Annotated in this window: 13 protein-coding genes; 7 read left to right on the top strand and 6 right to left on the bottom strand. The window is 59.9% G+C overall.

Annotation, left to right across the window (positions count from 1 at the left end):
* Positions 1-33: 33 nt before the first annotated feature.
* Positions 34-1,008 carry an ABC transporter substrate-binding protein gene (locus ACTG2T_RS03745; RefSeq protein WP_252412612.1) on the bottom strand — a complete coding sequence of 325 codons (975 nt, stop codon included), beginning with the start codon at positions 1,006-1,008 and terminating at the stop codon, positions 34-36.
* 443 nt (positions 1,009-1,451) lie between these two features.
* Between ACTG2T_RS03745 and nrdD the strand changes: the two genes are divergently transcribed.
* The 4 genes from nrdD to ACTG2T_RS03725 all read left to right on the top strand — a co-directional run bounded on the left by nrdD (position 1,452) and on the right by ACTG2T_RS03725 (position 4,983).
* Complete coding sequence (nrdD, locus tag ACTG2T_RS03740) at positions 1,452-3,569, top strand: anaerobic ribonucleoside-triphosphate reductase (protein ID WP_042079841.1); 2,118 nt, start codon at positions 1,452-1,454, stop codon at positions 3,567-3,569.
* Positions 3,570-3,669: 100 nt separating this feature from the next.
* Positions 3,670-4,179, top strand: a complete 510-nt coding sequence (gene nrdG / locus ACTG2T_RS03735; RefSeq protein ID WP_330124081.1) for an anaerobic ribonucleoside-triphosphate reductase-activating protein — start codon at positions 3,670-3,672, stop codon at positions 4,177-4,179.
* Positions 4,180-4,243: 64 nt separating this feature from the next.
* Positions 4,244-4,414, top strand: coding sequence for a YqaE/Pmp3 family membrane protein (locus ACTG2T_RS03730; protein WP_330124082.1), 171 nt, complete (start codon positions 4,244-4,246; stop codon positions 4,412-4,414).
* A gap of 176 nt (positions 4,415-4,590) precedes the next feature.
* On the top strand, positions 4,591-4,983 hold the full coding sequence (locus ACTG2T_RS03725) for a TonB family protein (protein WP_005358848.1): 393 nt from the start codon (positions 4,591-4,593) through the stop codon (positions 4,981-4,983).
* 56 nt (positions 4,984-5,039) lie between these two features.
* Here ACTG2T_RS03725 and ACTG2T_RS03720 read toward each other — a convergent pair whose 3' ends face one another.
* The 5 genes from ACTG2T_RS03720 to ACTG2T_RS03700 form a co-directional block, all read right to left on the bottom strand.
* On the bottom strand, positions 5,040-5,396 hold the full coding sequence (locus tag ACTG2T_RS03720; RefSeq protein WP_330124083.1) for an MliC family protein: 357 nt from the start codon (positions 5,394-5,396) through the stop codon (positions 5,040-5,042).
* 142 nt (positions 5,397-5,538) lie between these two features.
* Complete coding sequence (locus ACTG2T_RS03715; protein WP_100654285.1) at positions 5,539-6,303, bottom strand: substrate-binding periplasmic protein; 765 nt, start codon at positions 6,301-6,303, stop codon at positions 5,539-5,541.
* Between the two features lie 158 nt (positions 6,304-6,461).
* Positions 6,462-7,559 carry a DUF2955 domain-containing protein gene (locus tag ACTG2T_RS03710; protein ID WP_330124084.1) on the bottom strand — a complete coding sequence of 366 codons (1,098 nt, stop codon included), beginning with the start codon at positions 7,557-7,559 and terminating at the stop codon, positions 6,462-6,464.
* Positions 7,549-8,604, bottom strand: a complete 1,056-nt coding sequence (locus tag ACTG2T_RS03705) for an HlyD family secretion protein (protein ID WP_330124085.1) — start codon at positions 8,602-8,604, stop codon at positions 7,549-7,551. The genes ACTG2T_RS03710 and ACTG2T_RS03705 overlap by 11 nt, the downstream gene beginning before the upstream one ends.
* A gap of 1 nt (position 8,605) precedes the next feature.
* The gene (locus ACTG2T_RS03700; RefSeq protein ID WP_330124086.1) at positions 8,606-9,118 is read right to left on the bottom strand and encodes a MarR family transcriptional regulator; all 513 of its coding nucleotides are present in this window, start codon (positions 9,116-9,118) and stop codon (positions 8,606-8,608) included.
* A 323-nt stretch (positions 9,119-9,441) separates the two neighbouring features.
* Here ACTG2T_RS03700 and ACTG2T_RS03695 point away from each other — a divergent pair, with 323 nt between their 5' ends.
* The 3 genes from ACTG2T_RS03695 (at position 9,442) to ACTG2T_RS03685 (ending at position 13,021) form a co-directional block, all read left to right on the top strand.
* The gene (locus tag ACTG2T_RS03695) at positions 9,442-9,612 is read left to right on the top strand and encodes a hypothetical protein (protein ID WP_167564647.1); all 171 of its coding nucleotides are present in this window, start codon (positions 9,442-9,444) and stop codon (positions 9,610-9,612) included.
* 518 nt (positions 9,613-10,130) lie between these two features.
* A complete protein-coding gene (locus tag ACTG2T_RS03690; protein WP_330124087.1) occupies positions 10,131-11,447 on the top strand; it encodes a 2-hydroxycarboxylate transporter family protein in 1,317 nt (438 codons plus the stop codon).
* Positions 11,448-11,470: 23 nt separating this feature from the next.
* Positions 11,471-13,021 (top strand): NAD-dependent malic enzyme, encoded by a 1,551-nt coding sequence (locus tag ACTG2T_RS03685; RefSeq protein ID WP_330124088.1) that lies wholly within the window; start codon positions 11,471-11,473, stop codon positions 13,019-13,021.
* Position 13,022: the final 1 nt, after the last annotated feature.

Raw genomic sequence — 13,022 nt, 5'->3', positions numbered from 1 at the left:
GCATGGCCGGGTTCTCTTTTTTTGTTTCGGCGGTCACTCACGCCAGAGGATCTTGTGGCGCCATTTGTCGGGCACGGTGAGCTTCCAGCGGGCCAGCTCGCTCTTGCTGAAGACATATTCGCCGCGCAGGGCTGCGCGGGGGGAGATGGTACGGGGCAGGGTGCCCGCCAGTATGGTGTTGATGAGGCTGGCTGCCTGTATCCCCTGATCGTGGCCGTCCAGCACCAGCCCACCGATGGCCATCCCCTTGCCGACGGTAAATTCCCAGAAACAGAAGAGCGGCACCGGCGTGTTGGCGCTGGTCCACTCCAGCACCGTCTTTTCGCTCACATGCTTGCCATTGTCATCGACCAGCGTGTGGTAGAGGCCGAGGAAGATTGCCTGATAGCCGTTCTTCTTGGCGTTGAGCACTGCCTCCTGCCAGAGGCTGTAATCCCCCATCAGCTGGCTGTTGATCCGGGTCTGACCGACCCGCAGCTCGGTCTGGGTCTTGAATTCATCCTCGATGGCGGTGAGGGCCACATTGCTGGAATCAAACAGCACCAGCGCCTTGTCGAGCCCCCCCATCATCTGGCTTATTTCGCTGATGTTGCGCTTGAGCAGGGGGCGCTCCAGCACGCCGGTGATCTTGGGGTGGCCGACAAAGCCTTTGAGGCGCGGATTCTCGTTCATGCCGAGAAATACCACCGGGGTGCCCAGCGAGGCGATCTCGTTGGCCAGATAGTTGATGGCGTTGTCATCCCCCAGTACTACCAGATCCGGTTTGCTCTTCAGATAAAAGGCGATGGCTTGCTGGGCGATCTCGTCGAACTTCTCCCGTGGATGGCGTTTGGTGTCCATATAGAAGTGGGTGATCTTGTGCTCCCCCTGCAAGCCATCGAGCAGTCCTTTGTTGTAGCTTTGGTCCCACAGGTATTCGGGATGGTAGCTGCTGATCACCAGAATGTTGGCGGCCCAGAGTGGCAGAGAGAGGGTGGATAACAGTAGCAACAGCAGAGAGGTGCGCATGGGTTGTCCCTTGTCGAGGGGGAGAGAGTTCTTGTTCAGTATGGGCGGTTTTGGTTGGCGCTGTCATCTCGAAACCTGTGCGGCGGGGGGCGATTTTTTCGGGTGGGTGGATCGGACGCCAGCCCGCACCCTGCTTGAGGCTGGATTTGAACGGGGCTCTTTTGGGTTGGTCGTGAACTGTCCCGCTCGCTGAAAAACCTGTTCTGGATCAAGAAATGAGGCTGCGCTTTGGTGCCTAATAGACACCACATATAGGGACGCATTCGTTTTTAATCCCTATATGTTGTGTTATTAAGCTGTGTATAAGCTGTTCCCCTCCTATCTTCAGCCCAGGCTTGTCAAGCCTCGGCTGAATTTATTTGCGTCCAGGACGAGATGCCGGGAGGGGGGCCCAACAAGGGTGAGCCAGAGGCAAATGCCTGGCCTTTTAACGGGGAAAATTCATGAAACCGGTTGTGATCAAACGTGACGGATGTCGCGCACCATTCAATGCCCAGCTGATTGCAGAGGCGGTCAGCCGTGCGGCGGAAGCGGTCAATCAGGCCAATCCGGCTCTCGCCTCCCGCATTGCCAATGCGGTGAGTCAGGAGCTGGAAGGGCGTGGTGAAGTTGATATCCACGAGATCCAGAACCGGGTCGAAAACCACCTGATGGCTTCCGACGACAAGGCCATCGCCCGTGCCTATATCGAATATCGCCACGACAGGGATCAGGCTCGCGAGGCGCGCGGCCGTCTGGCGCAGGAGATCCGCGGTCTGGTCGAGCAGACCAACGCCGCCCTGCTCAACGAGAATGCCAACAAAGACTCCAAGGTGATCCCGACCCAGCGCGACCTGCTGGCCGGTATCGTCGCCAAGCACTATGCCACCAGCCACATGCTGCCCCGTGATGTGGTTCAGGCTCATGAGAGCGGTGATCTGCACTTCCACGATCTCGACTACTCGCCTTTCTTCCCGATGTTCAACTGCATGTTGATCGATCTGAAAGGGATGCTGACCCACGGCTTCAAGATGGGCAATGCGGAGATCGATACCCCGAAATCCATCAGCACCGCCACGGCGGTGACCGCCCAGATCATCGCCCAGGTGGCGAGCCATATCTATGGCGGCACCACTATCAACCGCATCGACGAAGTACTGGCACCCTATGTGACCATCAGCTGGCAGAAACACCGTGAAGTGGCCGAAGAGTGGGGCATTGCCGATGTGGAAGCCTACGCCATGGCCCGCACCGAGAAAGAGTGCTACGACGCCTTCCAGTCACTGGAGTACGAAGTCAACACTCTGCACACCGCCAACGGTCAGACGCCGTTTGTCACCTTCGGCTTTGGGCTGGGAGACAGCTGGGAGTCGCGAATGATCCAGCGCGCCATCCTCAGCAACCGCATAGCCGGTCTTGGCAAGAACAAGAAGACCGCAGTGTTCCCGAAACTGGTGTTCGCCATCAAGGATGGCCTCAACCACAAGCAGGGCGATCCCAACTACGACATCAAGCAGCTGGCGCTGGAGTGTGCCTCCAAGCGGATGTATCCAGACATCCTCAACTACGACCAGGTCGTGAAAGTGACCGGCTCCTTCAAGACCCCCATGGGTTGCCGCTCCTTCCTCGGTGCCTACGAGGAGAATGGCGAGCTGATCCATGAAGGTCGCAACAACCTGGGGGTGGTGAGCCTCAACCTGCCGCGCATTGCCCTGAAATCCCGTGACGAAGCGGACTTCTGGGATCGTCTGGATGCCTCCCTGCGGGTCGCCAAGAAGGCGCTGATGTACCGCATCACCCGTCTGGACGGGGTGAAAGCACGGGTTGCACCGATCCTCTATATGGAAGGGGCTTGCGGCGTGCGCCTCAAGGCGGACGACAACGTCAGCGAGATCTTCAAGAACGGTCGTGCCTCCATTTCCCTCGGTTATATCGGGGTTCACGAGACCATCAACGCCCTGTTTGGTGACAAGGTGCACCTGTTTGACAGCGCCGAGCTGCAACAGAAGGCCATCGCCATCATCGCCCGTCTCAGGGCAGCCATCGACGAGTGGAAAGAGGAGACTGGCTACGGCTTCAGCCTCTACTCCACCCCGAGCGAGAACCTCTGCACCCGTTTCTGCCGCATCGACGCCAAGGAGTTTGGCGTGGTATCCGGCGTGACCGACAAGGGTTACTACACCAACAGCTTCCACCTCGATGTGGAGAAGCAGGTCAACCCGTACGACAAGCTGGACTTCGAGGCGCCCTATCCGCCCATCGCCAGTGGCGGTTTCATCTGCTACGGCGAGTACCCCAACATCCAGCACAACCTGGAAGCGCTCGAAAACGTCTGGGATTACAGCTATGACAAGGTGCCCTACTACGGTACCAACACCCCCATCGACGAGTGCTACGACTGCGGCTTTACTGGCGAATTCGAGTGCACCTCCAAGGGCTTTACCTGCCCGCGCTGCGGTAACCATGACCCGGCCAAGGTGTCGGTGACCCGCCGTGTCTGCGGCTACCTCGGCAGCCCGGATGCGCGCCCCTTCAATGCGGGCAAGCAGGAAGAAGTAAAGCGCCGCGTCAAACATATGTAAGCGCACAGGCGATGAAGAGCTGGCCCCTGACTCAAGGGGCCATTTTCATTGGAGGGCGGCAACCATGCCGCCTTCCCGTGAACGAGGCAGGAAACAAGCGATGCACTACCACCAATACTACCCGGTCGATGTGATCAACGGCCCCGGCACCCGTGCCACCCTGTTTGTCTCGGGCTGCGAGCACCAGTGCCCGGGTTGCTACAACCAGAGCACCTGGCGGCTCGATGGCGGCCAGCCGTTCGATGAGGCGATGAGCGATCGCATCATTGCGGATCTCAACGACAGCCGCATCAAACGGCGAGGTCTGTCGCTCTCCGGCGGCGATCCGCTCCACCCTGCCAACGTGCCCCACGTGCTGGCGCTGGTGAAACGGGTGCGCGCCGAGTGTCCGGGCAAGGATATCTGGTGCTGGACCGGTTATCTGCTCGGCGAACTGTCAGAGGCCCAGCGCGAGCTGGTGGCCTTGCTGGATGTGCTGGTGGATGGCAAGTTTGAAAAGGCGTTGGCAGACCCCGGCCTGCTCTGGCGTGGCAGCAGCAATCAGCAGATCCACGATCTCAATGCCTGGCGTGATGCGGGTGAGCGAATTCCCTGCCTGGTTTGCAGTTGAAGTCCGGGATGTTTATGGTTAGCCCATTCCAATCCTGACGACATTTTTGAAAAGGAGAGCCGAGATGAACAATCTGCTCAAGATCCTGCTGGCCATTTTCCTGCCCCCTGTGTGCGCTGTTATCCAGGTGGGCTTTAGCCTGCACTTTTTAATCAACATTGTGCTGACCCTGATGGGCGGTCTGCCGGGCATGGTCCATGCGCTCTGGTTGGTGGTGAGCGACAAGCGCGGCTGATGCCAGCGGATGGTTAGTGAGCTTATTGACGATAAAAGGGCCAACCTCTCGGGGTTGGCCCTTTTGTTCATGTTCATACGAATACTTTTTCGTTAGGATGGGTGACTGACCAAGCGGGCCGCGTTGAGCGTCCCGCAGTCCGGCAACAAGCACCGGCAGAGAACAAGGAGCGTTACATGAAGTGGAAAGTCGCAGTATGGTCAGGTCTGGCAGTGACACTGTTGCTGGGGTGCTCATCCCGTCAGGAGGTGGCGCACGAGCGCGCTCCGATCGCTATCCCTCTCGAGCAGTTGTCCAGCTACTGGGTTCAGGAGAAGCAGTGGTCATGGCTTGGCAATGACGAGCCAGCCCTGCCGGCCAAACCGGTCAAGGGGTATGTGGAAGTTCGCTATCAAATTGACGCCAGCGGCACGCCGGTCAAGCCGGAAGTGGTGGCGGCCGAGCCCCCCGGCGAGCTGGAACAGAGCGCGCTGGCGACCCTCTCGCGGATCCGCTACAGCCCGGCAGAGGGCAACCCGGATGCCATTCCGGTCGAGGTGACCAACCGCTTCGAGATCGAGATCAACTGATCCCCCATCACTCTGATGGCAGAGAAAGAGAGACCCCGGCCAGGCCGGGGTCACGTTTATTGCTGTTTGCAGTCGTTGTAGGCGGTCTGCCACTCGCCATCCTGATCCCGCAGCTCGACAAAGCCCTCATCCCCCTTGTTCCACCAGACGGCCTCGTGTTCGTCTGTATAGCGGGCACCGGAGGCCGAGATGGCTTGGGGCAGGGTGTAATCCTTGCCGTCCGGCAGAGACAGCTTGATAAAGTTGAGGCTCTCGTCGGAGAGGGAGAAGTAGCGCACCTGCACCTTATTGCCCTGTTCGCACTGGTAACTGACCGGTTCGCCACCAGTGACTGAGAGGGTATTGCCCTGATTGCAGCCAGCGAGCAGGCCGAGGGCCAGCGCACCAGCGGCCATCATATGTGCCTTATTCATGATTACAGCTCCATTGGTGTCATACGGGCGTGAGCCTAACAGGTTGCCGTGATTGTGCAATCAGCGTGGCCATTCGGTGCGTCGCTGGCTGTCCGGCATACCGCGCGAGTATGAGGGGGCGCTATCAGGAAGGAATCGTCAATCAGTAGAGGCCAAGTCTGGTTTCAAACTGGCGGATCAGCGTCTCATAGATGCCGTTGTTCTTGATCTTCTGCAGCCCCTGTTCGAACTGTTTGGCCAGCGCTTCCCCTTGCGGGTGGTGGCGGGAAAAGGCGAGCCAGAAGCCATCAGTGGAGAGTTTGCCAACCTTGACCACCTTGCCGGTCAGCTGCTTCTGCTGGATCTTGAGGTAGCCCGGCATGCCGTTCATCAGGATGTAGTCGACCCGGCCACGTACCAGCATCTCGAGGATCTGGGCATCGGATTTGGCCTGAAAGCGGGTGATCCTGGGGTTCTCCATAAAATCGGTAGGGTAGGTGTAGCCGAGGGTGATGCCCACCCGCTTGCCTTCCAGCGAGGTGAGCTTGAGATCCCGTTGCGGGTCGCTGGCAAGGGCGAAGATGGCAAGATCCTCCTCGAACATGGGGGTATCGTGCCAGTGGTACTGGTAGCGGTTCTCTTCGGTGATGGTGGCGTTGAAGCACCCCGCAAGTTTGCCGCTTTTCGCATCGTGCATGCAGCGGGCGAAGGGGAGGGTGCGAAAGACAATCTCGATCCCTTCGGCGGCGAACACCGCCTTGACCAGCTCAGGCGCCAGTCCGTGGGGCTGGTCATCCTCATTGTCCTTGTCGCGCTCGCAGTAGGGGGCCCAGTCATCTTCGGCACCAATGACAAGCGGGGTGGCCCCGAGCGGGCTGGTAGCCAACAGCATCAGACAAACCAGCCATTTTTTTAACAACGGAACCATAGGTACACCTCATCGACAGCAGCCTTACAAGCATAGCCGTACTTCTGCGCTGAGCTGTGGCGGCGGGGGGGTGACAAGGGAGGCACACGAGGGAGAGAAAAAACGCCCCGGCAGGCGACGGGGCAAAACGAGCTCATCCATGGGCTGACAACAGGAAATCAATAACCGAAGCGGGTTGCCTCGAAGCGATTGAGCAACCGGTGGACGAGGTAGCAGGCCAGCAGGGTGACCACGATGGCAAACAGGATGCTGCTCACCCGGTAGAGGGCGCTGAACACCAGATCGTTGCCCGGAGTGAGGTACTGGCCAAACAGGATGCCGAGGGTAGTGAGGGCGCCAAAGCCGACTCCGGAGCCGCCTGCCTCCTTGACGTGGGCATGGCTGAACAGCATGGCGCCGAGCCACAGCAGTGGAGCGACCAGCAGCAGTTGCCCTGACCAGTCATAGAGCAGCAGCTGGCCGAGCAAGCCGAAGGTGACACCCAGCAAGGTGCCCATCGCCCGTTTGCGGGCATAACTCAGCGCACCGTTCCAATGCATGGGGAACAGCACCAGCAGGGTTGTGGCCTGGGCAGACATGGAGTCGCGCAGGTCAAACACCTGAAATACCAGAAACGACAGGGTGGCCACAGTGGCACCCAGCAGTGCTTCATGGCGCATCCGGTGCGGTGCCTTGGGGGCCGAGGCGGGCTTGGGTCTGGCCTCCACATCCGGGATCAGCATGGTCATCAGGTAGGCGATCAACACCGACAGCACGCTCGCCCAGATATTGTTGAGGATCAGGTCGTTGAGGTCGGTCTGCGGATAGCTGGCAAAGTGCAGCATGATGCTGAGGCTCAGCACCCCGTTGGCCCCGAACAGAAACAGGCTGCCCCGCGACATGGCGGCGAAACGGTAGAGAAACAGCAGAAAGGCGATGGGGGTCATCAGTGCCGGATGGCTGCCAAACAGCCCCCCCAGCAGACCGACCTCCACCCCACAGACCACCGCCGCCGCGATCAGCTGGCGCGCGGCATGGCCATTCATCACCGGCACCATCCCCAGCAGCAGCACAGGCGTGACCGTATAGAAGACCCCGTAATTCCAGCCAAACAGCTTGCAGAGCAGAAAGCCCGTAGTGCAGCCAAAGGCGATGCGCAGGCACTGGCGCAGCTCGTTGCCGGTGAAGGGCCGATACCAGAGGTGGGTGGCAGCAACACCGGCGGGGTGTGCTGAGGCGGTATTGGCCGACGGGTGAGTGGCGTGGTTAGTAGACATAATGGAGCAGGCTGAGCAGATGGATCTGGCCCCGTGCCAGCATGGCGGTCAGGGCATTGTCCGGCAGCAGTTGTACCGTGGCCCGCGCCCCGGCTGGCAGATGATCGGGGAGCTGGTCCAGCTCGAGGTGCAGCCGCATCCGCTGGGCATCCCGTACCCAGCGATCCGACTCCACCGGCGCGGCCAGTCGACCATTGGCATCAAACTGACCGGCGCTCACCCCGGCATCCAGACTGCTTACCCGGGCAGGATAGAGCTGACCCGGTTCGCCATCGAAGGCCACCAGTGCGCGGGTTTGCTCGCCAACATGGCGCAGGCTCTTCTCCCTAAAATCGGCAATGACGTCCACCTGTTCCGACACCAGCGCCAGCAGCGGGCTGCCGGCGCTGGCGATACTGCCCGGCTTGAGCTGCAGGTTGGTGATGGTGCCATCCTGATCCGCGTGGACCCGGCTGTAAGAGAGGGCCAGCTGCGCTTGCGCCAGCTTGTTGCGGGCCTGGCGCAGCAACAGATTATCCTCACTGGTTACGCCACGACTGGCCTTGATCTGGGCCAGTTTGGCCTGACTGGCGCGCAGGTTGGCCTGGGCGCTGCGCAGGGCGCTGTCAGCCTCATCTTTTTGTTGCAGCGAAACCATGTGACGTTGGTAAAGCGCATCGATCCGCTCAGCCTCGCGCCACTTCTGGCTGGCCAGGGTCTCTTTGGCGTTGATCTCGGCAACGGCGGCGGTCAGGGCGGCATCCAGTTCACTGTTCTGCTGCTCTGCCTGCGCCAACGCAAGGCGGGCCTGCTCCACTGCCAGTTCAAAAGGGGCCGGATCCAGCCTGAACAGCAGCTCTCCTTTCTTGACCTGCTGGTTGTTGTGAACGGCGACCTCGACCACCTTGCCGCTCACTTGCGGGGCCAGCTTGGTGACCACCCGGGTCGCCATCGCCTGAGGGGTGAGGGGCATCAGCAGGTCGGCTATCAGAAAATAGGCAAACAGGGTGGCAAAGCCCGCCATGGACCATTTGATCCAGCGGGTAAATTGTTGACCCGGGGTCATCTTATTCTCTCTCTGTGTCGGTCTCGGGAGGGCTTGTATCGCCTCCGGCTTGTCGGTCGTGGTGTTGTTCAATTTTGCTGAGGGCGTTGGCCGAGATCCGCTGCACCGTGGCTTCAAACAGTTGCAGGGTCTGCTCGTCGATGCCCCCCAGCAGCTCCCGGCGGATATTCATGATGCGGTCGGCGATCTGATCGAGCAGGGTCTGGCCAGCCGGGGTCACGCAGACGATGCGGGCCCGCTTGTCCTGACTGCAGCAGTGGCGCTCAATCAGTCCCTGCTCTTCCAGCTGGCCCAAGGTGCGCATCAGGGATGGGAGCTCTATCTCGAGGGCTTCGGCCAGGGTCTTCTGGCTGACATGGTTCCCTATGCGGGAGAGCTTCCACAGCGCGGTCCAGCGGGGATGGGTGAGGCCAAGGGGAGCCAGCTCCAGGTCGGCGGCAGTACGCCATAGCCGGTGCATCCGCGCTATCTGCTCGGCGAGCGACAGCTCGCGCAACCTTTCCAGATCCGTCATCTTCTCATCCTCAATCTACTTAGCATGCTAAGTATCATACTTGTTTAGCATGCTAAGTATCATACTTGTTTAGCAGGCTAAGTAAATAGTGTGATGCGGATCATGTTTCTGGTCGGAGCTTTCGCTGGTGCGAGTTGGCAGCATTCGAGCCCCTGATATTATTTTCGGGGCTAATCCACTCTAGGCTCTCTTGCCGATTCGGATATTGCGCCGTGAATGGAGGATATCCGGCGATTATTTTCATGAAATTTTCAGCTTCAGCGAGCAGCTCTTTTTTTATCCGCTAATATTGATGGGGTTATAAAACAAGGGGGAAACGGGTTGTGGATGGATATGACAGTGGATGTGTGTATCTGGCAATTGAAGCGCTGTTGAGTGATGGAGAATATGGTGCAGAGTCACACCATGGCGTGAATCGGGAAGGCGCAATCAGAAGTACCGATATCAGTCATGAATTTGACCCCGCCAATATTCCATTGCTGTTGGCAGAATAGACCTGACCGTGTGTGATCCTTGTGAGTTCAAGCCAGTGCTCTGGTATTCGCTGGCTTGGCTCATCACTATTTCAATCTCCCCTTTTTGCATCTTTCTCCTCACCATTTTTCATCGTGCGTGCTTCCTGCACGCCGACTCAAACCCTGGTGTAGCATGCCGTGGCACTCGCGTCATGGCGATGACATAGCCCGCTGATTATCACTCACAGGAGCTGTGGCGATAAAGGGTCGCAGAGCTTGTCATCTGGCTCTGTTATTTCCCCGAAGGGGGAGAGATCATCGCATCGTTATTACTGCTGATCACCCAAATATCCATCATTGGGTTCGCTCGTTTTATCGCCCTATTTCCTGGTCGAGCAGGGCATCGATGGTCTGGTGTTCTATTGTGCAGCACGCGTTGGCGACACCATGATGTTTAAGTTTTTAATGTTTTTATATGGCTTTGCAATCTGGCTAACCGACAGGGGCGAGGGGGATCAATAAAGTAGCGGCCACAATCACACGCAGAGTACATAACAATGAAAAACCTCTCCCCCCTACAAACCACACAAGAAAAGGCCGCCTTTATGGGCGGCCAACAAATTGCGGGTATGCCGCTCTTTATATTTCTGGGGTTGGCAACCTGTGTTCTCTTTTCCGGCTGGAACGGCTCGTTGCCACTGGGCATGGTCGGTGCGCTGGCGCTGATGTTCGTGCTGGGCACCCTGCTGACTGAGCTGGGGGAGCGGATCATGCCGATCCGTGAATATCTGGGGGGTGGCACCATCCTCGCCATCTTCGGCGGCGCCGCCCTGTTCGAATACCAGCTGCTGCCGGTGCAGGCGGGGCAGGTCATCACCAACTTCATGAAGGAGGGTGGCTTTCTCAACTTCTTTATCGCCAGCTTGGTTACTGGCTCCGTGTTCGGTATGAGCGGCGCTTTGCTGAAAAATGCCGCCATGCGCTACCTGCCGGTCATTCTTGGTGGCGTCGCACTGGCACTGCTGAGTGTGGGGCTGGTCGGCTCCCTGATGGGGTATGGCTTCAAGAATGCGGTGCTGCTGATCGGCCTGCCCATCATGGGCGGTGGCATGGGCGCTGGTGCCGTGCCCCTGGTGGAGATCCTCTCCGGCCCGATGCAGATGTCCAGTGCGGATCTCTTGTCGCGCATGGTACCGGCGGTGGTGATCGCCAATACCCTGGCCATTCTGGTGGGCTCCCTGCTGGCGCGGCTCGGTCGTCGTTACCCCTCCCTGACCGGCAACGGCAAGCTGATGGTCAAAGAGAATAGCCAGAGCATTGCTGACGAGCAGGCCGAAGCGCCGACCCTGCAGAGTCTCGGCATGGGCCTTTTCATCAGCTCCAGCATGTTTGTGCTGGGCTCCCTGCTTGGCAACTTTATCCCCATGCACCCCTTTGCCCTGATGATTTTGGCGGTCGCTTTTATCAAGGTGAGCGGCCTGCTGCCGCGCCGTTATGAGCAGGCTGCGGCCGACTGGTATCAGTTTGTGGTGAGCAACCTGACCCCCTCCCTGCTGGTGGGGATCGGTGTCGCCTACACCAGTATTCCCGAGCTCATCAGCGCCTTCTCCATCAGCTACTTCGTGCTGGTCATGGTCACCGTAATCAGTGGCGCCCTCGGCGCGGCGCTGGTGGGCCGGATGATCGGTTTCTATCCCATCGAGGCGGCCATCACCGGCGGACTTTGCATGGCCAACATGGGCGGCACCGGCGACGTAGCCGTGCTCTCGGCGGCCCAGCGGATGAAGCTGATGCCCTTTGCCCAGATCTCCTCTCGCCTTGGCGGCGCCGTGATGCTGATCCTGGCCACCGCCCTTATCTCCCTGCTCGCCTGATACCGGATTGAGGAACAAACAAAATGAACGACATCATGATGGGCACCAGCCTGCCCTATGCCGAGCGCAAGCGTCAGGGCGTGCGGGGCCGTATGCCCCACAAGGAGGAGTCCCTCTCCCAGCAGCGGCGCCGGATCTACCGGTTGGTCAGCGCCATGCAGAGCCCGTTTGACCAGCATCTGCTGCTGCGCCAGCTGCAGGAGGACAATCCTGTACTCTTCTACGATCTGGTGCGTCACCACCTGCCGGAGCTGCTGCCGATCATCTACACCCCGGTGGTGGGAGAGGCGTGCCAGCGCCACAGCGATCTCTATCTGCGCAGCCACGGTCTCTATCTCTCCTGGCATGACAGGGACGATCTCGATGACATCCTCGAGTCGGTGGAGCAGGAGGTAGACGTGATCGTCATCTCCGACGGCGAGCGGGTGCTGGGGCTTGGCGATCTCGGTATCGGCGGCATGGGGATCTGTATCGGCAAGCTGGCGCTCTACTCCGCTGCTGGCGGCATCAATCCGGCGCGCACTCTGCCGCTCTGTGTCGATGTGGGAACCAACAACCCCGAGCTGCTGGAGGATGACTCCTACCTCGGCTGGCAATCCCCGCGCATCGACGGCGAGAGCTACTACCACTTCATGGACAAGGTGGTAGCCGCCATTCGCAAGCGCTGGCCGCAGGTGGTGCTGCAGTTTGAAGACTTTGCAGGCAAGCATGCCGCCAACCTGCTGACCCGTTATCGCGACGAACTCTGCATGTTCAACGACGATATTCAGGGCACGGCGGCAGTGGCTTCTGCCTGCGTGTTGGCTGGGTTGCAACAGGCGGGGACCGCCCTCAGTGATGCCCCGGTGCTGATCGTCGGGGCGGGCTCTGCCGGTTGCGGCATTGCCGCCATGTTGGCCCAGTTGGCGGGGAGTCACGACGGCGTCTGGCTGTTTGATCAGGACGGGGTGGTCTGCGCCGATCGTCCCAACTTGACTCGCGCTCAACAGCCGTTTGCCCGTGCCGTGGAGGAGGGGAGCAGTTCGCTGCTGGAGACCATCCGTCAGGTGCGCCCGGCGGTGCTGATCGGGGTGAGCGGGCAGGGCGGCCTCTTTACTGGCGAGGTGTTGCAGGCGATGGGGGAGGTGTGCGATCAGCCGGTGATCCTGCCACTCTCCAACCCGACCCGCAGCGCCGAGGCTACCCCCGAGCAGGTATGGGCTGCCACAGATGGCCGCGCCCTGCTGGCCACCGGCAGCCCCTTTGCGCCGGTGACGGTGACGGGGGAGCGGCGGGTAGTCTCCCAGTGCAACAACGTCTATGTCTTTCCGGGGATTGGTCTCGGAGCCTGCGCCGTCAAGGCGCGCCGCATCAGCGATGGCATGTTGCTGGCCGCGGTGCGGGCGGTCGGCGCCTATCCGCTGGTGGCGGGCCGGCTGTTGCCCCCCATCGAGCAGGTGGGAGAGGTGGCCCGCGCCGTCGCCAGAGCGGTGGCGCTCTGCGCCCGCGAGGAAGGATTGGCCGATTTTGTCGGCGATCCGGCACCTTTGATTGACCAGACCTGGTGGCATCCGCACTATTGGGCTGCGTCCTGAC

It is taken from the genome of Aeromonas sp. 75A (assembly GCF_051919425.1).
Taxonomy (GTDB): domain Bacteria; phylum Pseudomonadota; class Gammaproteobacteria; order Enterobacterales; family Aeromonadaceae; genus Aeromonas; species Aeromonas veronii.
Note: the sequence above shows the minus strand (reverse complement) of the source record. Positions and strands in the feature narration are given on the sequence as shown.